The 22993-nt window shown below is 69.7% G+C and carries 19 protein-coding genes and 2 pseudogenes; 10 read left to right on the forward strand and 11 right to left on the reverse strand.

Features of this window, described 5'->3' with window-relative positions; genetic code table 11:
- The first annotated feature begins 73 nt into the window (after positions 1-73).
- The 6 genes and pseudogenes from FE633_RS01165 (at position 74) to FE633_RS01190 (ending at position 4259) form a co-directional block, all read left to right on the forward strand.
- Positions 74-1384: a lysine N(6)-hydroxylase/L-ornithine N(5)-oxygenase family protein gene (locus FE633_RS01165; RefSeq protein ID WP_138043089.1), complete on the forward strand. Its 1311-nt coding sequence runs from the start codon at positions 74-76 to the stop codon at positions 1382-1384.
- Positions 1385-1492: 108 nt separating this feature from the next.
- Positions 1493-1705, forward strand: a complete 213-nt coding sequence (locus FE633_RS01170; RefSeq protein WP_138043090.1) for an MbtH family protein — start codon at positions 1493-1495, stop codon at positions 1703-1705.
- A 77-nt stretch (positions 1706-1782) separates the two neighbouring features.
- Positions 1783-1899, forward strand: a pseudogene (locus tag FE633_RS01175) (ABC transporter ATP-binding protein); the annotation flags it as partial.
- Positions 1900-1933: 34 nt separating this feature from the next.
- Positions 1934-3511, forward strand: coding sequence for an amidohydrolase (locus FE633_RS01180; RefSeq protein WP_138043091.1), 1578 nt, complete (start codon positions 1934-1936; stop codon positions 3509-3511).
- Positions 3508-3738: a hypothetical protein gene (locus tag FE633_RS01185; protein ID WP_138043092.1), complete on the forward strand. Its 231-nt coding sequence runs from the start codon at positions 3508-3510 to the stop codon at positions 3736-3738. Before FE633_RS01180 ends, FE633_RS01185 begins: the two co-directional genes overlap by 4 nt.
- Positions 3729-4259 carry a GNAT family N-acetyltransferase gene (locus FE633_RS01190; protein ID WP_138043093.1) on the forward strand — a complete coding sequence of 177 codons (531 nt, stop codon included), beginning with the start codon at positions 3729-3731 and terminating at the stop codon, positions 4257-4259. The genes FE633_RS01185 and FE633_RS01190 overlap by 10 nt, the downstream gene beginning before the upstream one ends.
- 45 nt (positions 4260-4304) lie before the next feature.
- Here FE633_RS01190 and argB read toward each other — a convergent pair whose 3' ends face one another.
- The 5 genes and pseudogenes from argB to FE633_RS01215 all read right to left on the reverse strand — a co-directional run bounded on the left by argB (position 4305) and on the right by FE633_RS01215 (position 11235).
- Positions 4305-5216, reverse strand: coding sequence for an acetylglutamate kinase (gene argB, locus FE633_RS01195; protein ID WP_425473129.1), 912 nt, complete (start codon positions 5214-5216; stop codon positions 4305-4307).
- Between the two features lie 8 nt (positions 5217-5224).
- Positions 5225-5347 (reverse strand): annotated as a pseudogene (locus tag FE633_RS01200) (N-acetyl-gamma-glutamyl-phosphate reductase); the annotation flags it as partial.
- 392 nt (positions 5348-5739) lie between these two features.
- Positions 5740-7566: an ABC transporter permease subunit gene (locus FE633_RS01205; RefSeq protein ID WP_138043094.1), complete on the reverse strand. Its 1827-nt coding sequence runs from the start codon at positions 7564-7566 to the stop codon at positions 5740-5742.
- Between the two features lie 6 nt (positions 7567-7572).
- On the reverse strand, positions 7573-9096 hold the full coding sequence (locus tag FE633_RS01210; RefSeq protein WP_138043095.1) for an ABC transporter substrate-binding protein: 1524 nt from the start codon (positions 9094-9096) through the stop codon (positions 7573-7575).
- 189 nt (positions 9097-9285) lie between these two features.
- A complete protein-coding gene (locus FE633_RS01215; protein WP_246113344.1) occupies positions 9286-11235 on the reverse strand; it encodes a right-handed parallel beta-helix repeat-containing protein in 1950 nt (649 codons plus the stop codon).
- A gap of 195 nt (positions 11236-11430) precedes the next feature.
- Between FE633_RS01215 and FE633_RS46980 the strand changes: the two genes are divergently transcribed.
- Genes FE633_RS46980 through FE633_RS01225 form a run of 3 tightly spaced genes read left to right on the forward strand, consistent with a single transcriptional unit; the run spans position 11431 to position 12495 of the window.
- Positions 11431-11592 carry a hypothetical protein gene (locus FE633_RS46980; RefSeq protein ID WP_171059753.1) on the forward strand — a complete coding sequence of 54 codons (162 nt, stop codon included), beginning with the start codon at positions 11431-11433 and terminating at the stop codon, positions 11590-11592.
- A complete protein-coding gene (locus tag FE633_RS01220; RefSeq protein WP_138043096.1) occupies positions 11589-12236 on the forward strand; it encodes a response regulator in 648 nt (215 codons plus the stop codon). The genes FE633_RS46980 and FE633_RS01220 overlap by 4 nt, the downstream gene beginning before the upstream one ends.
- A gap of 52 nt (positions 12237-12288) precedes the next feature.
- Positions 12289-12495, forward strand: coding sequence for a hypothetical protein (locus FE633_RS01225; protein WP_138043097.1), 207 nt, complete (start codon positions 12289-12291; stop codon positions 12493-12495).
- A 109-nt stretch (positions 12496-12604) separates the two neighbouring features.
- On the opposite strand, the gene FE633_RS01230 is transcribed toward FE633_RS01225, so the two are convergent.
- Entirely contained in the window at positions 12605-14029 is a 1425-nt protein-coding gene (locus FE633_RS01230; protein ID WP_138043098.1) for a cytochrome P450, read from the reverse strand.
- Between the two features lie 366 nt (positions 14030-14395).
- Here FE633_RS01230 and FE633_RS01235 point away from each other — a divergent pair, with 366 nt between their 5' ends.
- The gene (locus tag FE633_RS01235) at positions 14396-16195 is read left to right on the forward strand and encodes a trypsin-like serine protease (RefSeq protein WP_138043152.1); all 1800 of its coding nucleotides are present in this window, start codon (positions 14396-14398) and stop codon (positions 16193-16195) included.
- Between the two features lie 113 nt (positions 16196-16308).
- Here the strand turns inward: FE633_RS01235 and yjfF are convergent, their stop codons facing one another.
- The 5 genes from yjfF to FE633_RS01260 all read right to left on the reverse strand — a co-directional run bounded on the left by yjfF (position 16309) and on the right by FE633_RS01260 (position 22265).
- Positions 16309-17331, reverse strand: a complete 1023-nt coding sequence (gene yjfF / locus FE633_RS01240; RefSeq protein WP_138043099.1) for a galactofuranose ABC transporter, permease protein YjfF — start codon at positions 17329-17331, stop codon at positions 16309-16311.
- Positions 17331-18440: an ABC transporter permease gene (locus FE633_RS01245; protein WP_138043100.1), complete on the reverse strand. Its 1110-nt coding sequence runs from the start codon at positions 18438-18440 to the stop codon at positions 17331-17333. The genes yjfF and FE633_RS01245 overlap by 1 nt, the downstream gene beginning before the upstream one ends.
- Positions 18437-19975: a sugar ABC transporter ATP-binding protein gene (locus FE633_RS01250; RefSeq protein WP_138043101.1), complete on the reverse strand. Its 1539-nt coding sequence runs from the start codon at positions 19973-19975 to the stop codon at positions 18437-18439. Before FE633_RS01250 ends, FE633_RS01245 begins: the two co-directional genes overlap by 4 nt.
- A gap of 95 nt (positions 19976-20070) precedes the next feature.
- Positions 20071-21078: an ABC transporter substrate-binding protein gene (locus tag FE633_RS01255; RefSeq protein ID WP_138043102.1), complete on the reverse strand. Its 1008-nt coding sequence runs from the start codon at positions 21076-21078 to the stop codon at positions 20071-20073.
- Positions 21079-21218: 140 nt separating this feature from the next.
- Positions 21219-22265, reverse strand: a complete 1047-nt coding sequence (locus FE633_RS01260) for a LacI family DNA-binding transcriptional regulator (protein ID WP_138043103.1) — start codon at positions 22263-22265, stop codon at positions 21219-21221.
- Positions 22266-22993 lie beyond the last annotated feature (728 nt).

Genomic DNA, 22993 nt, shown 5'->3' on the forward strand with positions numbered 1-22993 from the left:
TCTTAATTAGGCCAGCCTAACCTAATCGCGGCATCGTCTTCCATGCCCGATCCAGCTCCTGAAAGGGCCCTTCATGTCCTCTGCCGAGCACCACGTCCACGATCTCGTCGGCATCGGTTTCGGACCCTCCAACCTCGCCCTCGCGATCGCCTTGCGTGAGCACCACACGCGGACCGGTGACCGGATCGACGCCGTGTTCCTCGAGAAGCAGCCGGCCTTCGGCTGGCACCGGGGGATGCTGCTCGAAGGCACGACCATGCAGGTGTCCTTCCTCAAGGACCTGGTCACCATGCGCAACCCGGTGAGCGAGTTCAGCTTCCTCAGCTACCTGCACGACAAGGGGCGGATGGTCGACTTCATCAACCACAAGACGATGTTCCCCTCGCGCCTGGAGTTCCACGACTACCTCGAGTGGGCGGCGGCCCGATTCACCGACGAGGTGGAGTACGGCTCGGAGGTCGTCGCGGTCACCCCGGTGGTGGTGGAAGGTGCCGTGGAGTTCCTCGACGTCGTCGTCCGGCAGAGTGACGGAACGGATGAACTGACCACCCGCCGTACCCGAAACCTCGTCATCGCCGCCGGCCTGGAGCCGGTGCTTCCGGAGGGGATGGTGAGCGACGAGCGGATCTGGCACAGCGAGGAGCTGCTGGACAAGCTGCCCGGGCTCGATGAGCCGCGCCGGGTCGTGGTCGTCGGCGCCGGGCAGAGCGCCGCCGAGGTGACGGACCATCTGCACAGCACGTTCCCCGGCGCCGAGGTGTGCGCCGTCTTCGCCAAGTACGGGTACACACCCGCGGACGACAGCTCCTTCGCCAACCGCATCTTCGACCCGGCGGCGGTCGACCACTACTTCGAGGCGCCGGACGGGGTCAAGGAGAGGCTGGACGGCTACCACGCCTCCACCAACTACTCCGTCGTGGACCTGGAGGTCATCGACGAGCTCTACCGGCGGCACTACCAGGAGAAGGTGCAGGGCCGCGAACGGTTGCGCATCTTCAACGCCTCCCGGCTCGTCGAAGTCGCCAAGGACGAGACCGGCATGCGCGCCATGGTGGAGTTCCTGCCCACCGGGAAGACCACGGCGCTGGACACCGACGTGATCGTCTACGCGACCGGATACCGGCCCGGAGACCCGCTCACCCTGCTCGGATCCACCGGCGAATACTGCGACCGGCTGCCGAGCGGCAAGGTACGGGTCGACCGCAACTACCAGATCGCGACGTCCCAGGCGATGCGCTGCGGCATCTACGTCCAGGGCGCGACCGAGCACACGCACGGCCTCACCTCGACGCTGCTGTCCAACACGGCGGTCCGCGCCGGTGAGATCGTCAACGCGGTGGCGGGACGGCTGCGGAACCGCGAGTCCTACGCGTTCTCCAGCTGACCGGCTCGGTCCTTCGGGTGCTGCTCACCCGCCACGGCGAACGACGACCTGATCCACATCCTCGACGGGGCCGTCACCGGCCCCGTCGGCCCCGAGGAGGCACTGAACATGAGCACCAACCCCTTCGACGACACCGAAGGCCGTTTCCTGGTCCTGGTGAACGACGAGGGCCAGCACTCGCTCTGGCCGTCCTTCGCCGAGGTGCCCGGGGGGTGGACGATCGTCCTCGACGAGAACACCCGAGAGGCATGCCTGGACTTCATCGAGGCCCACTGGACCGATCTGCGCCCCCGATCCCTCGCGGCGTCCATGGAAGCGTGACCCTGCAGAGCGAACCCCCGCCGCCACGCCACCCCCACCAGCGGCTGCTGAAGCGGTGGTCGGCAGAGGACGAGGCCGAGGACGTCTTCGGCCCGCCCTGCCGGATCATTGACGACCCGGAGACCGGTACGCCACTGATGGTGCCCGCCGCCCCCAACGGCCCGCGCCCGAGGTCGCGGCCGATCCGTCCGTGACCGTGCCGGCCGACACCCCGAGAGGACACCGCTGATGCTCTGCGCCAGACTGACGAACGCGCGCTTCCTCACCATGGACCCGGAGCACCCCGTTGCCCACGACCTGGGCATCTGGCGGGGCCGGATCGTCGGCCTGGACGAGGCCGTGACCTCCCTGCCCGCACGCGAGGTGATCGACCTGCAGGGCGCCACCGTGCTGCCCGGGTTCATCGACGCCCATGTGCACCTGGCCTGGACCGGGTTCAAGGAGAACACCCCGAGCATCGCGGGCCGCACGCGGATCGACGACGTGCTCGCCGTCGTGGAGGAAGCCGTCACCCGGAAGGGCTCGCCCGGCGCCTGGGTGAGTATCGCCGGCTACGACCAGCGGGCCCTGGGCCGTCACCTGACCGCCGCCGAACTGGACCAGGTCAGCCACGGGCACAAGGTGTTCATGCTGCACGACTCCGGGCACGGCTGCGTCGTCAACACCGCCGTTCTCGACCTGCTCCCCGCGGACATCCCGCACGACAGCGGCTTTCTCGCCGAGGGGGCCATGGGAGCCGCCCGCGCGCTGCGCCTGCCGTACTCCCAGGAGGAGTTGGCCGAGGCGATCGGGCGCGCCGCCCGGACCTGCCTGGCGGAGGGCATCACCGCCTGCGCCGAGGCGGGCATCGGCGGCACCCTCTTCGGCCACAGCCCCGTCGAGCTGGGTGCCTATCAACTCGCCCACGAGGAGGGCCTGTTGCCGCTGCGTGTGCAGCTGATGGTGTCCGCGGACCGGCTGCGCCAGGTGGCCGCGCACGAGGCCGACGGCATTCCCCGGGCCCTCGATCTCGGCCTGCGCACCGGGTTCGGCGACGACCGGCTCTCCGTGGGGGCGCTGAAGATCTACACAGACGGCGGCATGATGGCCCGGACCGCCGCGCTCAGCAGTCCGTACGAACAGCTGGACCACATGGGTCAGTTGCAGGAAGACCCGGAGGTGCTCGCGGACACGATCGTGGACGGCCACCTCGTCGGATGGCAGCTCGCCGTCCACGCGATCGGCGACCGCGCGGCCGACGTCGCCCTGGACGCCCTGGAACGGGCCCAGCGCCTCCGGCCGCGCCCCGGTGCCCGGCACCGCATCGAACACGCCGGCCTGATCCGCCCCGACCAGCTCCCGCGCTTCGCGCGACTGGGCATCAGCGCGGTCGTCCAGCCCAACTTCCTGCGCTACTTCGGCGACGACTACGCGGCGATCATGGGCGAGGAACGGGCCCCGTGGCTCTACCGCGGCAGGGGGTTCCTGGACCACGGCATCACGCTGGTGGGCAGCTCCGACCGTCCCGTCACGGACGGATCCCCGCTGCGGGCGGTCCAGTTCATGGTCGTGCGCACCTCCGAATCCGGCCAGGTGATCGGCCCGGACGAGGGCATCACCGTCGACGAGGCCCTGCGCGCCTACACCGTCGCCGGCGCATTCGCCTGCCACTGGGAGGACAGCCTGGGAAGCCTCACCCCGGGCAAGCTCGCCGACCTGGTCGTGCTCGGCGACGACCCCCGGCGCGTCGACGCGTCGCGCATCGGAGACATCGAGGTGGTGGCGACGTACGTCGACGGCCGCGAGACCGGGAAGTCGGCGTCGTGAGCAGGAAGACGGCGGTTGTGGAGAGCTACGCGCATCGCTGGGAGGACGACGTGTTCCGGCATCGCTGGGTCATCTGGAACCCGGCGGGGGAGACCTTGGTCTTCGACAGGGAGGCCAACTGCCCCGTGGACATCGGCGACGCGACGGTCCTGCCCGAGGTTCTGCGCAGGATGCGCGAGGCGGGCGTACCCGAGACCGACGACTACCCGGGCCGCCCGTGCGCGTAGGCAACACGGCTACGCCGCGCCCTGCCCCGCTGCCGCATGCGCTCCTCGCGCCGACGTCCTCCGTGCGCACCGCCCGCCGGGAGGACGCTGCCGCACTCGCCGACTTGTCCCAGCCCTTCGTGCGCTCGGGGGCACTGCGCGAGCGGCCTGCCTCGCTCTACGCCACCCACGCGGCCGACTTCCTCCTGACGGAGGCCCCCGACGGCACCCTCGAAGGCTGCGTGGGACTGCGCGTGCACCCGGCCGGCCCGGAGGAGGGTCGCCGACCCGCAGGCGTCGTGTACAACTTCTGCGTGGCCGGGCACAGGCAGGGAAGCGGAGTGGGAGCCACGCTCCTGCGCGCCGTGCTGGCCAGGGCGCGCGCCCGGTCGCTCGGTGCCCTGTTCACGGCGACGACCGGCGGTGGCGGCTTGTTCCTCCGGTACGGGTTCGCGCCCACGACCGCGCGCCTGGCGCCTCCGTCCTGGGCGCAGTCCCTGGACCCCCGGCGCAACGCGCGGATCCTCACAAGGATCCTTTGACCGTCGGCTTGTCCCACACCGTGCTGCCCTCGCCCTGGATGCGCGTCAGGGCTGGGGTGCGCGGTAGTGGTCCGGGCTGTTGTCGGGAACCACGGTGGTGCCGGGGCCGGTCGCGCCGAGGACACCTCGCAGCACCGCGTGCGGCACGCGGCCGTCGACCACGTGTGCCCTGCGCACGCCGCCGCGGACGGCACGCAGACAGCCCTCCATCTTCGGCAGCATCCCGCTCGCCAGCTCCGGCAGCAGTGCGTCCAGTGCGTCGGCCGTCAAGCGCTCGATCACCTCGGTGCTGTGGGGCCAGTTGGCGTACAGCCCCTCCACATCGGTGAGCATCACCAGCCGCTCGGCGTCGAGGGCCACGGCCAGGGCCGACGCCGCGAGATCGGCGTTGACGTTGTAGACCTGCCCGTCCTCACCGCGTGCCACGGGGGAGACCACCGGGATGTGCCCCTGCTCCAGGAGCGTGCGCACCATGCCGGGGTTCACGTCCACGATGTCGCCTACGAGACCGATGTCCACCGGCCGGCCGTCCACCAAGGCCGGCCGCCGCACGGCGGTCATCGTGTGCGCGTCCTCGCCCGTCATGCCCACGGCGAAGGGCCCGTGGGCGTTGATGTGGCCGACCAGCTCCCGCTGGACCCGGCCGGTGAGCACCATGCGCACCACCTCCATGGTCTCCGGCGTGGTCACCCGCAGGCCCGCCTCGAAGCGGGTCTCCAGGCCGAGGCGGTCGAGCATCGCGCTGATCTGGGGCCCGCCACCGTGTACGACGACCGGACGCAGGCCCGCGTGCCACAGCTCCACGATGTCCTGGGCGAACGTCCGCTGCAGGCTCGCGTCCACCATGGCGTTGCCGCCGTACTTGACGACGACCGCGCTGCCCCGCAGTTCTTCCGGCCAGAGAAGTGACCCGGTGGACGGATCGGTGTCCGCGCGCTCGGTGACGATGGGTCTCATGTCTGCTCCCGCCCCGCGCTGTTGAGCGCGGTCGCCGCGCCGATCTGCACCTCCGGATGCGACAGCGGCAGGCGGAGGATCTCCCCGCCGGCACAGCCCCTGGCTCCGGCCACCGCGGCCCGTACGGTCATGTTCTCCGTCTCTCGTCGTATTCGCGTGTCGGCGGTGGCGCACGTTCGCCAGCAGATGCTCGCCGGGGCGAGGTGTGAGGGGTGCGACGATCGCGGCGGCATCCGGCTCGTCGCCGATGCCCGGACCCCACATGTCGGCGACGAGCCCGCGCCGCCCCGGCGGCGGTCCGGCCGGCCGATTTCCCTCCCCTGATGACGCACACACCGCTGGGTTCAAGCTGCCAAGATTTTCTTAGCTTAGCCTAACCTAAATAATGGCAATGCTGGTGTGTGTCGGCCCGTCTCGTGGGGCTTGCGCAAAGGCCAACTGTGCGCCGAGCGCAGGCAGTTGTCGACGAGGGGCGGCGCCACCTTCCGGGTGACGAATTGACCTTGTGAACCGCGGACCGGGCTCAGCTCGACGTGGGGGAGCGCCGGCTGCCAGAAAGTGAGAGTGACTCAGAAGTCGTTCTCCCGGCCGTGCGTCGGCGTGGTGCCGGTGCCGGTGGTGTGGTGGACACGGCGAGAACGGAGAGCAACACGAGGGCGCAGGCGGGGCCGAGGACGGTCCACGGGGCCAGTTCCACGTACGGCTGGTTTTCCGACAGCAGGCGGCCCCACTCCGGAGTGGGCGGTTGTTCGCCCAGACCGAGGAAGCCGACGGAGGCCAGCACGAGGACCGTGATGGGCAGCCGTAGAAGGGCGTTGCGCAGCACGGCGGGCAGGACGGCCGGCGCGTAGTGGTGACGCAGCAGATAGGACGGGCCCGCGCCGAAGGAGAGCGACGCGAGCATGTACCCGCTGGCCCGTTCCTGGGCGACCAGCGCGGCGGTCTGGGCGGCGTAAGGGGTCCAGCCGACCGCGCACACCGCACACGCCGCGCCCCAGACCGATGGGCCGGTGACCGCGGTCGTCAGCAACCCGGCGAGCACGGCCGGGAGAGTCGAGACCACTTCGGTCAGGCCCGTGCCCACCCGACCGGCCATGCCGAGCAGCAGCCCGGCGAGGGTACTGACCGCCGTCACCGCGAGGGCCACGCCGGTGGTGCGCAGGGCGCCGTGGCCGAGGCGGGCCAGCAGGTCGCGGCCGAGCGAGTCCGTGCCCAAGGGATGACCGGGGGAGGGCGGGAGCAGTCGGGCTGCCGGGTCCACCAGTGAGGGGTCACGCAGCAGCCCTGCGATGACGAGGGTGAGCAGCAAGGCGGCGCAGCAGCCGGTGATCCAGTGGCGGAAACGCGGTTGCGGGAGGGCCGGCCGGGGCAGAGCGGGCAGGGCGCCGTCGCGCAGGGCGGGGCCGAGCAGTGCGCGGCACAGGGCTTGGATGAGAAGGCCCGCGGTGACGCCGAGCAGGACTAGGAGCAGCGTCACGGCCTGCAGCGGCGGCAGGTCCTGGGCCATGGCGGCGTCCAGGGCGAGCCGGCCGAGCCCCGGGATGTTGAAGATCTTTTCCACGGCGACCGCGCCGCCGACCAGGCCCACGACGGTCGGCAGGAGTTGGGGGAGCACGCCGGGCAGCGCACGGCGCAGCGCGGTACGGGCGATGAAGCCGGGCGAGAATCCGAAGGCGTGGGCGGTGCGCGCCCACGGCTCGCCGAAGGCGGCGGGCAACGACTGTTCGATCAGGCCGCCGATCATCGCTCCGGACGGCACGCCGAGGGCGAGTGCGGGGAGCACCATCGACGGCGGTCCCTCCCAGCCACTGGAAGGAAACCAGTCCAGCCACACGCCGCACACCGTTGCGAGCAGGGAGGCAAGCAGGAACTTCGGCAGCGCGGCGGGCACGGCGGCCCCGACACCCGTCGCCGTTCGCCGCAGCCGCCGCCGGGATCCGAGGTACAGGGTGCGGCCGCAGACCAGCGCCGTCACCGCGACGGTGACCAAGAGCGCGCCGAGCATCATCGTGACCGAGACCGCGAAAGCGGTCGTCACCTGCGGCAGGACCGGTTCACCCGACACCCACGAGGTGCCCGCGTCTCCTCGCGCCAGTCCGCTCAGCCATTGCACGAGATGAACGAAGGGTCCTTCGTCCAGGCCCAGTTGCTCGCGTACGGAGGACAGCTGAGCGGGCGTCGGGTCCTGATCGGCGGAGCGAGCTCTGAGGACCGTCAGCGCGGGGTCGGTCCCGGACAGCCAGGGGAGCATGGCGACGGCGGTCAGGAGCGCGGCCGCGGCGACGACGCGGCCGGCCCCGGTTCGCCAGTGCGACGGGCGGGTTCCGGCTCCCGCCGACGTGACGCTCATACGGCGCTACTTCAGGTGCGTGTCGACGTCGACAAGAGAGCGCTCGCGGGGGTCGAGGAGTACGCCCTCGACATCGGTGGCGATGCCCTGCACGACCTTCTCGTGGACGAGCGGCACGACGGCGTCGGTGCGCAGGATCGCCGCCTCGGCCCGCATGATCTTCTGCTGCCGTGCTGCGGTGTCGTCTTCCTCGGCGGCGGCCTTGATGGCCTGGTCGACCTTGGCGTCCTTCAGGCCCGCGATGTTGTAGACCCCGTCGCTGGTGTAGTCGCTGGCGAGGTAGGCGACCGCGTCGCCGGTGTCCAGAAGGGTCACCCGGGAGAAGATGAGCGCGTCGTACTTGCCCGCGATGAGGTCGGCCTCCATCTGCGTGTACTCGCGCACGTCCTGCTTCACCGTGAACCCGGCCTTCTCCAGCTGCTGCTGCAGCACGGTCGCGGCCTCGGGCAGTTCGGCGCGATTGGTGTAGGTGGCGAGGCGCAGGGTCTTGGCCTTGGCCTTGGACTTCACCTGTGCGGTGGTCGCCGCTGTGGCGCGGCCGGTCACCTCGACACGCCTGTCGGCCGTCCAGGGGACAGCGGGCCCGAGCAGGCCCTGCGCGGGGTCGGCGTACCCGCCGAAGACCGAGTCGACGAGGGCGGAGCCGTCCACGGCCTCGCGGGCGGCGGCGCGCAGCGCGGCGTCGGTGAAGAGGCCGCTCCTGGTGTTGAGGACGAGGCTGTCGGTCCGTACGGAGGGCACGTCGTGACGGGTGTTGGCATCCAGCAGCTTCGCCTGGGCGGTGGGTATCCACTCGGCGATGTCGACGTCGCCGCCGCGCAGGGCGTTGGCGCGGGCGGTGCCGTCGGCGATCCAGGTCGCGTCGACGCCGGACGCCTTGGCCTTGCCGCCCCAGTGGTCGTCGAAGCGGTCGAGTCTGGCTTTGGTCTTCCCGGTGAGCTTCGTGATCTCAAAGGGACCGGTTCCGGTACCGACCGGACTGACGGTGCCGTCCTTCGCGTACGCCTTCGCCGAGAGGATGCCGAGCGCGGGGCTGGCGAGCCGCAGTGGGAGGACCGGGTCGGCGGTCTTGGTGGTGATGGTGACGGTGTCAGCGTCGTCGGCCTTCGCGGTCAGCGTCATGTCACTGAGGACACGGGGCTTGGGCTTGGCCGCACCCGCGTGGCCGAGCGCGTTGACGACGGACTCGGCGGTGACCGGGGTGCCGTCCTGGAAGGTGGCCTTGCGCAGCTCGAAGGTCCAGGTGGTGGGGTTCTTCTGCGTCCAGGACTTCGCCAGCGTGGGCGCGGCGTTCCCCTTCTCGTTCAGCGCCGTGAGGCCCTCGGCCACGGAGAGCTTGCTCAGCACGGTGGCGTCATTGCTGTACGGGGACAGGGACTGCACCGGCGGCACCGCGAGGGCGACCCGCAAACGGCCGCCCGACCCCGCCTTGGAATCCTTGCCGGAATCAGCCTCGCCCGACACGAAACAGCCGGCCAGCAGCGGAGTGAGAGCGAGCGCCGCGAAGAGGCCGCGGGAGGTCGTGCGCATGGGGGTCCTGTCGTACGGGGAAGGAACAATCGAACCCCCGCAGCGGATACGGCGACGAGGACCGCATCAGCTTATAAGGTAAGCCTTGCCAACCTATCGCCCGGGTCGCCCGTAGGGCTCCTCCTCCTGCAAGGACGTTGTCGGCAGCGGCATGGCCGGAAGGGTGCCGGTACACAGCGTGCCGCTCCGTCATGGCATGCCCAGGTGCCGGCGGTACGACGGGAGGGGCCCGGAGTTCGCCAGGACGGCGGCGCAGGCGGGGGCGCCGGCGCAGGCGTGGCCGGGGTGTGTGGAAGGCAGCAGGGAGTTGCCGGTGAATTCGAGACGGTGGGGGTCTCCGCAGCCGTCCTCCTCGTTCTCCTTGTCGGCCGGGGGCCAGGCGCCGGGATAGTCCCGGGGCTCCAGCCAGTCGGGGACCGCGTCGTCCCAGAAGTTCCCCCGATAGCGCACGTTCTGGACGGGGCGGTTGCCCCATTCCTCGCTGCACCCGCCGACGGCGGCGACGTAGTCATAGACCGTGTTGCCGTCCACGGTGACCCAGTTGGTGCTGTCGTCGGTGTAGATCCCGATGTTCCAGTCGCCGTACTTGCTGTCGGTGACCGCGTTGCCGCTGATGACGGCCCCGTCGGCGAAGGAGCTGCCCTGTTCGCCGCGCAGGTAGATGCCGCCTCCATCGGCCAGGAGCCGATTGGTCGCGAAGACACGGTTGTTGAGGATGCGGTTGCGGTGCATGATGCCGCGCAGGTCGTCGCTGGGTCCGGACAGGATGCCGCTGTAGGGCACGTCGTTGATCTGGTTGTGCGCGAGGGTGGTCTCCTGGGTCGCGGTGTCCCAGATACCGGAGGCCGCGTGGTACTCCCTGCCGATGTGGTGGATCCAGTTGTTGGTGATCCGGTTGCCGCGGTTGGTCCCCTTCTGGTGGGGCGGGACCACGCCCATCAGGATGCCGCCGTCGGAGACGTCGCTGATGACGTTGCCGTCGACCGTGTTGTAAGAGCTGTTCTCGGACAACTCCAGTGCCTGGGCGCCGAGGTGGGTGAACCTGTTGTCCTCCAAGGTGATCCGCTCGGCGGTGCGGAAGGCGACCGTGCCCGGCACCGTCAGCAGCCTCGCGTCTTCGCCCTTCCCGGGCCGCAGGTACATGCTCCACGCGGCGGGGAACCCTGCGGGTTCGCTGGGAGCCAGCCAGGTGGCGTACGCGAATGTCAGGCCGCGGAAGCCGATGTCGTGGAGGGGACGGCTCGGACTGCCGGTGCCGGTGACCAGGGTCTCCAGGACCGGGGCGACCACCCGGGCCCGGCGCATGTCCTCCCCGGGCCGCGGGAAGTAGAGCAGCTCGTGGTGGCCGGGCCGGGAGCGGTCGAGGTACCAGCTGCCGGGCTTGAGTGTGAAGCTGGGGGAGTTCTCCACACTGGCCGGCGCTTCGAGCAACTCCGGGCCCTCGTACAACGCTTGGGCCAGATCCCAGCACGGCTGGTCCATGGTGATGGTGGTCCGGCGGGCGCTACCGGATACCCCCGCGACTCCGCAGCGGCCCTCGACATAACCGGATCGGTAGACGAACTCGATGTCACCGGGGTTGCGCCAGGTCCGGGGAACGGCGCTGGTGGTGACATAGCCGGTCCTGGTCGCCTTCAGCGTGCCGTCGAAACCTGTGCCCTCGCGGGCGAGCCGCGCGGCTCGCCGGCCGTCGACGTAGAGCTGCCGGGTTTCGAGCCCGCCCACGTCCGCGCGCCAGAACCCCCTCAGCCGTTGGTCGGACCGCCACCCGGAGACCTGTCGGCCGCCACTGAGGGTCACCCGCTCCTGTCGTGGCGTCCCGTAGCCGTACGCCTGGTAGATCACCCGGTGGCCGTTGCGGCCGGAGTCGCCCGCGGCCTCCGACAGGCGTAGCGGCGCCCTCAGGGTGTACGTCCCGCCGCGCAGGTTCACCACCAGGTCCGACGCCATCCGCGGCGCCCGCTCGCGTACGGCCTGCTGCGCGCGTCCCGGTGTGGCGAAGGGCCGGCCCAGGGTGCCCGGCCACGAGTCCCTCCCCCACGGAGCGACGTACAACTGGGTCGGAGCCGCCGCCGGGGACGGCACGGCCGACGCCGGAGACGGTACGGTCAGCACCGACATCCCGATTGCCAACGCCACCCCTGTCACCGCGCCTGTCCTGGTTCGCGTACGCAAGAACGCCATGCTGCCTCCTCGATGCGCTTCGTCCCCACCCTCGGGCAGCCGGAGGCGGCGGTCATCGGCCGATCGGTGATCCGGGCAGTCGCCTCAAGTAGCAGCACAGTCGACCAAAGTCGGATTGGCCGGGCCTTCCGACCGGCCTAGGCTCGCGGTGTGGACTGCACCGAGACCGAGGCGGGGCCGTCACGGGACCGCATCCCGGGGCGCTCTTGCCGACGCACCCAGCCCCGGGTCACCCTGCGCTGCCGACCCACTCACCTGGAGCCGACCGTGGACAACGAGGCCCGCATCCCCGCCGCCCGGGAGCCCGCGTGATCCGCGTGCTGATCGCCGACGGCGAACCCCCGGTCCGCTGCCGCCTGCGCCGGATCGTGGAGTCCGACGGCCTGATCAGCGTGGTCGCCGAAGCCGGCAACGGGGCCGACGCCATCGCCACGACCGCCCGCTGCCGCCCCGAGGTGGTGTTGATGGACGTGCACATGCCCGGTGTGGAAGGCCTCACCGCGGCCGCCCGGATCGCCGCCGCACCGGCCGCCCCGAAGGTGGTCATGCTGACCACCTTCGACCTCGACGAGCACGTCCACCAGGCGCTGCGCGCCGGCGTCGTGGGATTCCTGCTCAAGGACACCCCACCCCGCGAACTCACAGCCGCCATCCACGCCGTCTCCGCCGGCCACGCCATGCTCACTCCCCGCGTCACCAGAAGACTGATCGACCACTTCACCGAGCACGGCCCCGCCCGGTCCGTCACCGCCCGGGAACAGTTGGCCGCGCTCACCCACCGCGAGCTCCAGGTGGTCCGCGCGGTGGCCCAGGGGCTGTCCAACATGGAGATCGGTCGCCACCTCACCATGACCGAGGCGACGGTCAAGACGTACGTGAGTCGAGCGCTGTCCAAGCTCGGGCTCACGAACCGCGTCCAAGCCGCCCTCCTCGCTCGCGACGCCGGCCTGGTCTGACGGCGTCACGCCCAGGACCTGTCCGGTCACTCAACCGCCGGAGTCGTCGTCCATGCGGAGCGGCAGGGGCGTGCCGTCGCGGTGGGAGGGACGCCTCGCCATCAACTGGCTGCTGTCCAAGCTCGCCGAGTACGCCGAACGCCGCAACGGCCGAGTCGGCCGCAGGCGCCGTTCGGCTTCCCCGACCGAGGACGTGGGGAGTCCTTCCGCCGCCCGAACTGCCGCCGCGGAGAGAGCCGCGGACAAGGTCGCACCCTGATGACCGCTTCCCGAAGCGCCCGGTCAGGACGCAGACCTACGGTCTGATCGGACCGCGGCGGTGAACGCACGGGTGGCCCGGTCGATGTCCGCCCGTCAAAAAACGTCGGTCAGCGGCCCGCGCGGATCAGGCCCGTCAGATAGCGCCACAGCGATGAGCGCTGCCGGGCGGAGGGATCCGGCACCACCGTGCCGGCCGACTGCGGCTCAGAGAGGCCGGCCACCGGCTGTTCGGGTGCCGAGGCGAGTTCGTACCGCACGGGCAGCGAGCGCAGTCCGCGCATGAACGGGGAGGAGCGCCAGGGCAGTTGGTCGGCCGGGAGCGCGAGGTCCAGATGGGAGAACCGCTCGAACAGCCGGCCCACACCCACCGCCGCGACCGTCGAAGCGAGTTCGCGCGCCGGGCACTGACGGCGGCCCGCACCCCAGGACAGGTGCGCTCGGGTGCTGATCGTGGTGCTCTCCGCCACGCGGTCGGCGAAGAGCGGGTCGGCGTGTGCGGCAGCGGAGGACACCCACACCGGGTCGCCCGCGTGGATCGTGTAGTTCCCGAGCGGAGTGTCCCGGGCCGCGAAGCGCGGCACGAAGTTCACCAGGGGCGGCTTGCGCATGACCACCCGGTTCATGGTCTCCCTGACCATCCCGGCGGAGAGGCTGGCACGCACGGCGCCCTCGCCCGAGATGACCTCGACCACGGTGTTGGAGATGAGGATGCCGACATGGTCGGAGGTCATGCCGAGCAGCATGAACAGCTCGCGGGCCAGCTCGTCGAGCGAGAGATCCGGGTGCGCTGCCAGCAGGTAGGAGGGAAAGTCGTCCCCCGGATCGGCCGACTTCACCGCCGCCAGTTCCGCCAGCGTCGCCAGCAGCCGCTCCAGGGCGGCTCCCGCGTCCGGACCCGCGTCCAGCACCCGCCACATGTCCATCAGCGCGTCGTCGCCCTGAGAGCCGGGGAAGCCGAGCAGGTGACTGGCCACCATCAGCGGCAACGGCCGGGAGAACTGCGCGGACAGGTCGGCCACGCCGGTGCCGCCGCCCTGCCCCACCAGCGTGATCAGCTCGTCGGCGTAGGCGGTGACGGCCGTCTTCAGTCGCTTGGCCTGGGGGTGGCGCGGGTCCTGGAACGGTTTGAGGGCCGCATCCCACGCGGCCCGCAACGGCCCGTATCCGGAACCGCCCTGGATCAGTACATGGTTGACCTCCAGGGACGGCCCGAGCGGCCAGTCGGCGGGCACCCTGCCCTCCGAGCGGGCCCGCCAGTTCTCCAGCCCCTTCGGCCACCCGTCGTCGTCCTGGAGCACCTGGAGAGCCTCGCGGTAGCCCAGCACCAACCAGGCGGGTACGCCGAGCAGGTCGACCGGTGCGACCGGGCCGTAACGCTGCCTCAGCCGCTCGTACACGAGCGAGGGCCGCGTCTCGTAGTCCCGGGTCAGCAGCGGATCCGGAGTCATCGCCTCCAAGCCGATGTCGTCCCCAGCGCCGTCCCCCACGCGGTCCAGGTTCACGGACCCGCCGTCGCCCAGGTGGGATTCCATCGTCTTGTCCCCCTCCGACACTCCCTGCACCGGCTCACTACCGGCCGGTAGTTACGAATCCGTGGGGGACCCTACCTCAGGCCGCGATCATGGACGGACCGGGGGCGCCCAGTGGCCAAGGGCTGAGGCCGGGCGGCCCAGGGCGGTTCCGAGTCGGCACCGGGTCGGTTCCAGGACGGCTCCGGTTCGCGGCCGAGGTGACGGACAGAAGTGACGGGGGTGTCGTAATGGGGTGTTCGGGGACGGGTGTACGATCACGCCCTCACTCTTCGGCCGAAAACAGTCTTGAATTCTGCGCCCGCAGCCTTTTCAAGAGATCTTCGGCTCGGAACTCTGTCTCTCAGGGGGACTTCCGTGGATACACCCATGGCCAAGGGCGGCCGTCACAGACGCAGGATCCGTATCGCGCTGCCCCTCGCCGCCGCCGCGCTCGCCGCCGGTGTGGCCGGAGCACTGCTGATGTCGTCCGCGGACGCCGCCACCCCGCTGCCGACGCCGACCGTCAAGCCGGCCGCCGGCTCGCCCACGCTCGCCGAGTTGGAGCAGCGGATCGCCGGCGCCCTCGCCGGTGACGACAGCGCGGGCGAGACGACGTCCAAGTCGAGCTTCGCCGCGGACACCACGGGATCCACCGTCGACGCGAAGATCATCGGCGGCACGGAGACCACGCTCACCTCGGCCCCGTGGATGGCCCAGCTCTGGTACCACGACGACGAGGGCACCACGGACGAGAGCGACGACCTCGGCTTCTTCTGCGGCGGCGCCGTGGTCTCGCCGACGAAGATCCTCACCGCCGCACACTGCGTCAAGGGTTACGACTGGCACGCCAACGGCGCCGTCCTCACTGGTACTTCGCAGCTGCCGACCACCGACGACGCGGGCAACACCGATCTGCACGGCGGCACCGTCTCCGGCGTCTGGCGGCAGTGGAACCACTCCTCGTTCAACACGACGACCGTCGACAACGACATCGCCGTCCTGACCCTGCCGAATCCGATCACGGCCCAGCCGATCCGGATGACGACGTCGAACGACACGGCCTCGTACGCGGCCGGCACCAGTGCCACGGTCTACGGCTGGGGCCGCACCAGCTCCACCAGCCAGAACATCTCCCAGACGCTGAAGACGGCCACGCTGCCGATCCAGTCCGACACCACGTGCGCCGCCGCGTTCGGCACGGACTTCATCAAGGGGCACATGGTCTGCGCGGGCAACCCCGCGGGCGGCACCGACGACACCACCGTCTCGCCGTGCAACGGCGACTCCGGCGGCCCGCTCGTCGTGAACAACCGCATCGTGGGCATCGTCTCCTGGGGCGTCCGCGACTGCGTGGCGCAGGGCTCGTACAGCGTCTACTCCAAGGTCAGCAGCTACGTCGGCGCCGCGTACCCACGCATCGACGACACCAACCTGAGCGGTGACCACAGGGCCGACCTGTTCCTGCGCCGCGACTCCGACAACACGGGCTTCGAACTCGACTCCAGGGGCACCACGTTCGCCTCGCGCATCTCCTGGGGCAACTGGGCCGGGGTCGACCTGATCCTGCAGACCGACCTCAACCGGGACGGCTACCAGGACTTCGTGGTGCGCAGGAGCGCCGACGGCGCCGTCTTCTGGACGCACTACGTCACCCCCACCGGGCAGTGGGCCACGCAGCAGATCTTCGACAACTGGAAGACCCGCACGCGCACCGTGGCGCCGGGCGACGTCACCGGTGACGCCCTGCCCGACCTGCTGTCCGTCGACTCAAGCGGCTACCTGTGGATCTACCCGGGCAAGGGCAACGGCTCCTTCTCGACCCGCGTCAAGGTCGGTTCGGGCTGGAACCAGTACAACTCCGTACGCGGACACGGCGACTTCACCGGTGATGGCAAGGCCGACCTGATCGCACGCGGCAAGAGCACCTCGTACGTCTATCTGTACAAGGGCACCGGCAAGGCGGGCACCGGAGCCTTCTCCAGCCGCATCAAGGTGCGCACCTGGAGCGGCTACAACGCCTTCGACGCCCCCGGCGACGTGACCGGCGACGGCAAGGCGGACTTCATCGCCCGCACCCCCGGCGGCACGCTCTACCTGTACCCGGGCACCGGAAAGGCCACCAGCGAGCTCTTCGCCACTCGCGTGACGATCGGCACGGGCTACCAGCAGTACGACATCTTCGCCTGACACGGCGGACGTGGACAGGCCAACGCCCGCCTCCTCGCGGACGTGGACAGACCGGCGGCCCCCCACCCCACTCGCGGAGGCGGGCCGCCGGCGCCAGGGGGCCACCTGGCGGGTCAGGCTTTCTTCCGTGCCGTCATGGCGCGCTGGATCAGGATGAAGGCGCACAGCAGCACGCCGGTGGCGATCTTCGTCCACCAGGAGCTGAGCGTGCCCTCGAACTGGATGATGCTCTTGATCAGGCCGAGCACCAGCACACCGAACAGGGTGCCCAGCACATAGCCGGAGCCGCCGGTCAGCAGCGTGCCGCCGATGACGACCGCGGCGATCGCGTCGAGTTCCATGCCGGTGGCGTGCAGCGGGTCACCTGACTGGATGTACAGGGTGAACAACAGGCCCGCCAGCGCCGAGCAGAAACCGCTCATGGTGTACACGGCGATCTTCGTGCCGCCCTGCGGAAGGCCCATCAGCAGGGCCGACTGCTCGTTGCCGCCGATGGCGTACACCCGGCGTCCGAAGCGGGTGTAGTGCAGGATGTAGAACGCCGCCGCGAGGACGACCAGCGCGACTATGGCTCCCACCGACAAAAACGCCCCGCCCAGGGACACCTGAGCCTGCGCCATGCTGCTCACCGAGGCGTCGCCGATGGAGATCGACTCCTTGCTGATGACCAGGCACAGGCCCCGGAAGAGGAAGAGACCGGCGAGGGTCACGATGAAGGGCTGGATCTCGAAGTTGTGGATCACATAGCCCATCAGGAAGCCGCCGAAGGCACCCACTGCCAGCGCCATGGGGATCACGACCAGGATCGGCAGGCCCTGACGCTCCACCAGCCAGGCCGTGAACATGGTGGTGAAGCCGATCACGGAGCCCACGGACAGATCGATGCCGCCCGACAGGATGACGAAGGTGGCACCGACGGCGGCGACCAGCAGATAGCCGTTGTCGATGAACAGGTTCATGAACACCTGTGCTTCGGCGAACCCGTAGTTCTGATACCGGCTCAGGCCCGCGATGTACATCGCGAGGAAGAGCAGGGCCGTCACCAGGACGGGCAGGCGCCGGTCGCCGAGCAGGCGCGCGGCCTTGGACGGGGTACGGCTGTCCGGCGCCGTGGGGCTTTGGGTGGTCGTGCTCATCACGACACCTCCATCTTGGGAGCGGCCTCGGTCGCGGCGGCGGGCTCCGCCGGGGCCGCGGCCGGCTTACCGCCACCCTTCGCACCGAACTTGGCGCCGAACTTGGTGCCGAAGACCTTGGCGCGGAACTTCGGGGACTGCAGCAGGCAGACGACGATGACGACGACGGCCTTGAAGACCAGGTTGGTCTGGGTGGGCACACCAATGGTGTAGATCGTGGTGGTGAGGGTCTGGATGACCAGGGCGCCGACCACCGTGCCGCCAACGGAGAACCGGCCGCCCAGGAGCGAGGTGCCACCGATCACCACGGCGAGGATCGCGTCGAGTTCGATCCACAGCCCCGCGTTGTTGCCGTCCGCGGCCGAGGTGTTGGAGCTGATCATCAGGCCCGCGATGCCCGCGCACAGCGCGCAGAACACATACACCATGATCTTGATGCGCAGGGACCGGATGCCCACGAGCCGGCTGGCCTCGGCGTTGCCGCCGACCGACTCGACCAGCAGGCCGAGCGCGGTACGGCGGGTCAATACCACGGTGACGGCGACGACGGCGGCCACCACGAAGATGGAGAAGGGCAGCGTCAGCCAGTAACCGCCGCCGATCAGCTTGTAGGGCTCACTGTTGACGGTGATGATCTGGCCGTCGGTGATCAGCTGGGCGACACCGCGGCCGGCGACCATGATGATCAGCGTGGCGATGATCGGCTGGATGCCCATCCTGGCGACCAGGAAGCCGTTCCACAGGCCGCAGACGACCGCGGCCAGCAGTCCGATGCCCATGGCGAGCAGCACCGCCGACAGGGCGCTCTGGTCGGCCTGGTCGCTGATGTACGAACAGGCCAGGGCTCCGGTGATGGCGACCACGGCACCGACGGACAGGTCGATGCCGCCGGTGGCGATGACCAGGGTCATGCCGACCGCCACCAGGATGAGCGGCGAGCCGAACAGCACGATCGAGACGAGACTGCCGTGGAGGTGGCCGTTCGTCATCCCGACCGAGAAGAAGTCAGGGGTGAAGGGAACGTTGACGAGCAGCAGGACGACCAGGACCGCTACCGGCCAGAAGAGGTTGTGGTGCGTCAGCGCTCGCCATCGGGAAGAGGTGGTCACTGGTGCTCTCCGCTCGCGATGGTCTCCAGGATCCGGCTGGGAGTGATCTCGGGCCCGTTGGCGATCTGCGCGACCAGCCGGCGGTCGCGCAGCACTCCGATGGTGTGACTGAGCCGGAGTACCTCCTCCAGCTCGGCCGCGATGTACAGCACGGACATGCCGTCCTCGGAGAGGGAGACCACGAGCTTCTGGATCTCGGCCTTCGCACCGACGTCGATGCCGCGCGTGGGCTCGTCCAGGATCAGCAGCTTCGGCTGGGTGATCAGCCAGCGGGCGAGCAGTACCTTCTGCTGGTTGCCGCCGCTGAGCTGGCCGACACGGGCCTCCGGGTTGGCGGGACGGATGTCCAGCGCCTTGATGTACTTCGCGACGAGTTCGTCGCGCTGGGCGACCGGGATGGGCCGGGTCCAGCCGCGCGCCGCCTGCAGGGCGAGGATGATGTTCTCCCGCACCGTCAGATCGGGGACCAGGCCCTCGGTCTTGCGGTTCTCCGAGCAGAACGCGACACCGGCGTCGATCGCGTCGTTCGGGGCGCTCATCGAGACCTGCTTGCCGCCGATGGTCACCTTGCCGCTGTCCGGCTGGTCTGCGCCGAAGAGCAGCCGGGCGAGTTCGGTACGGCCGGAGCCGAGCAGGCCGGCCAGTCCGACGACCTCGCCCTTCTTGATCTCCAGATCGAAGGGGGCGATGCCACCCGTCCTGCCGAGGCCGTCCGCCTGGACCAGGGTCTCGCCGACGTCGGAGTGCAACTGGTGCTCGTGGAGCCCCTCGAGCTGGTCCAGGGCCTTGCCGATCATGAGCTGGATCAGTCCGACCTGGTCGAGCTCGCTCACCATGTGCTCGCCGACGAGGGCGCCGTTGCGCAGGACGGTCATCCGGTCGCAGATCTCGTAGATCTGGTCGAGGAAGTGGGAGACGAACAGGATCGCGACTCCCTCGTCCCTCAACTGCCGCATCAGGCGGAACAGTTCGAGGACCTCGTCGCGGTCGAGGCTGGACGTCGGCTCGTCCAGGACCAGCACCTTGGTGCCCGATCCCTCGCCGTCGCTGTCGCCGGTGCCCACCGACCGTACGATCGCGACCAGTTGCTGCACGGCCAGCGGGTACGACGACAGGGGTGCGGTGACGTCGATGTCGAGGCCGAGCCGGTCGACCAGCTCGGCCGCCTCCTTGCGCATCCGCTTCCACTGGATGCGGCCCGCGCGCGTGGGTTCACGTCCGATGAAGATGTTCTCCGCCACCGACAGGTTGGGGCAGAGATTGACCTCCTGGTAGACCGTGCTGATGCCGGCCTGCTGCGCCTGCAGCGGGCTGCCGATCCGCACGGACTTCCCGTCGAGGGTGATTGTGCCGCCGTCCAGGGAGTAGACCCCCGTCAGCACCTTGATGAGGGTGGACTTCCCCGCACCGTTCTCGCCCATCAGGGCGTGGATCTCGCCGGGGAAGAGCCGGAAGTCGACGCCCGACAGAGCCCGTACCCCCGGAAACTCTTTGACTATGCCCGCCATCTCCAGGACGGGCCGCGGCTCTGCCATGGCAGTGCTCCTCATGCAGTTGGTTCAGGCCCGCAGGGAGCCCCGGGACCGGGGGGCCGGTCGGCCGAGGGCTCCCTGCCGGTGGGTGCCGTCGGTCAGTACTTGCGGGTCGGGAGCGCTTCCTTGGCCTGGTCCTGCATGAAGTCGCTCTCCTTGGTCTTGATCCAACGCTCGACCGTCTCGCCGTCCTTGACCTTCTTCACGACCTCCATCAGCTGGGGGCCGAGCAGCGGGTTGCACTCGACGATGGCGTTGATCTTGCCCTCGGACATGGCGACGAAGCCGTCCTTCACGCCGTCGACCGTGACGATCAGGATGTCCTTGCCGGGCTTCTTGCCGGCGGCCTCGATGGCCTGGATGGCGCCGATGCCCATGTCGTCGTTGTGCGCGAACAGCACGTCGATGTCCGGGTGGGACTGCAGGAAGGCCGCCATGACCTGCTTGCCGCCGGCGCGGGTGAAGTCACCGGTCTGGCTGACGACGATCTTCCAGTCGTCCTTGTGGTCCGCGTCCATGACCTCCTTGAAGCCCTTGGCACGCTCGATCGCGGGAGCGGCGCCGGTGGTGCCCTCCAGCTGCGCGATCTTCACGGCTCCCTTGTGGCCGGCCTTCTCGAGGACCTTCTCCAGCATCTTGGCCGCGCGACGGCCCTCGTCCGTGAAGTCGGAGCCGACCAGGGTCACGTACAGGGACTCGTCGGAGGTCTCGACGGAGCGGTCGGTGAGGACGACGGGGATCTTCTTGGCCTTGGCCTCCTTGAGCACCGCGTCCCAGCCGGTGACGACCACCGGCGAGAAGGCTATGACGTCCACCTTCTGGGCGATGAAGCTGCGGATCGCGGAGATCTGGTTCTCCTGCTTCTGCTGCGCGTCGGAGAACTTGAGGGTGTAACCCGCCTCCTTGGCCGATGCCTTCACCGAGTCGGTGTTGGCGGAACGCCAGCCGCTCTCCGAGCCGACCTGGGAGAAGCCCAGGGTGATCGCCTTGCTGCCGCCTCCGGAGGAGGAGCTGGAGGAGCTGTCGTCCTCCTTGGCGCAGGCCGCCAGGCCGCCCGCAGCCGCAACGCCGACCGCCGCAGTGAGGAAGTTCCGTCTGTTGAGCATGTTTCTTCTCCTTTGAAGAGCCGGCCCGGGGATGGACCCGCTGGTACTCGTTGGGACCGGCCGCACTACGTCCAGCCTGTCGATCATTGTTCGAAATGTCGGTCGCAAGGGTGCAGGGCATGCGACCGGTTGATGCCGCGTCAGCCGGGAGAGCCCCCCGGTTGAGGGGTGTACGGAAACGTACTGGCGCGGACGACCAGTTGGGGTTCGATGGCGATCCGGGGTGTCCCGGAGGGGGCCCGACCCTCGATGAGATCCAGCAACTGGGCGATGCTCCGCTGGCCCACCGCCGAGAAGTCCTGCCGGACGGTGGTGAGTGGCGGAGCGAAGAACTCCGACTCCGGGATGTCGTCGAACCCGACCACCGCGACGTCCTGGGGAGTTCTGACGCCCGCTTCACGCAGGGCCCGCAACACCCCCAGTGCCATCTGGTCGTTGGCGACGAAGACCGCGGTCAGCCCCCGGCCCACCCAGCCGGCCAGTTCCTGGCCCGCCCGATAGCCCGACAGAGGACTCCAGTCCCCCCGCAGCGGCAACGGCGGCTGGATGTCCGCCGCTTCGAGCGTGGCCCGCCAGCCGGCCTCCCGGTCCGCCGCCTCCTGCCAGTCCTCGGGCCCGGCGAGATGCCAGACCTGGCGGTGGCCGGCGGCCAGCAGATGGCCGGTTGCCAGCCGCGCGCCCAGGTGTTGGTCCACAGCGACGCTGGGGATCTCCACACCGGACCCGCTGCCGACGGTCACCACCGGGAACGGATGGCGGAGTTCGGCGAGGGCCTCGACCGCCGACCGCTGCGGAGCGATGGCGAGCACTCCCTCCACCCCGCCCTCGCTGAGGTGGTCCAGGGCCTCGGAGAGCTTCTCGACGGTCAGTTTGCGCAGGCTGACCGTGGAGACGAGGTACCCCTCGGCGCGTGCCGCCTCCTCCAGCGCGAACAGCGTGCTGGCCGGGCCGTAGAGGGTGGTGTCGGAGGCGACCACACCCAGGGTCCGGGTGCGCCGAGTGGCCAGGGCTCGCGCCGAGGAGTTGCGGCGGTAGCCCATCTCCTCGATCGCGCGCAGGACTTTGGTCCGGGTCTGCTCCCGCACGTGGGGGTGGTCCCCCAGCACTCGGGAAACCGTCTGGTGGGACACCCCTGCCAGTCGTGCGACATCGGCCATGGTGGGCGGCCGAAGCTGTGGTTGTGCCATGGCCGCACCTCCTTGGCGGTTGTCGGCGGATGTGATGTGTGAGGTGGGTGGACGGCTCCACGTGCTCGAAGTCATGTCCTCCACCGCGATGACCGACGTGTGCGGGTTGCCGCCGGATGCCTCATGACATCGGCCATGGAGGCGACTTGCGGTGCTGTGGACACCATGGTCGTACCTCCCTGGATGTCACTCGGCTGTCGGCTCGTGAATGCGAAGGTCATTGTGAGCGCTAACAATTCATGGTGGTCAAGGGGTCCCGCAGCAGGAAGTCGTCACGTTTGAGTAACGCGGCAAAGGCCTTGACGCGCTGGCGTCGCGGGCCTATTTTCGGACCGAAACTTCGAACCGTGTGCGAAATACCGGATGTGAGCGTCAGTGATGCATGGTGGTCGGCGGCCGACTCCGCGAGGGGTTCCGATGTGCCGATCCCAACACGTAGGCGCAGTAGCGCAGTTGCCCCTCACTGGCCCGGTCCGTGAGCATACCGAGAGGCCTGCGCGATAGCTTGCGCCTCCGAAGGTCCTTCGCGCCACTGGCGTGACACGCGGACTCGCTGCGATGTGTGCGCGGGCTCGCCGCTCTCGGTCGCCGGCCGCGGGACCGCTGCGGCGGCGCGGCTCCATGGCTGCCGAGTCCATGTATCGGCCGTACGGGCGGGTGGCCGGCCGTCGGTCGTCATTCGTCGGCCGTCAGTCGCCGGTCGTCGCGACGGTCGGGCTGTAGAGCGG

The sequence above is a fragment of the Streptomyces montanus genome, from assembly GCF_005786655.1.
Classification (GTDB): domain Bacteria; phylum Actinomycetota; class Actinomycetes; order Streptomycetales; family Streptomycetaceae; genus Streptomyces; species Streptomyces sporangiiformans.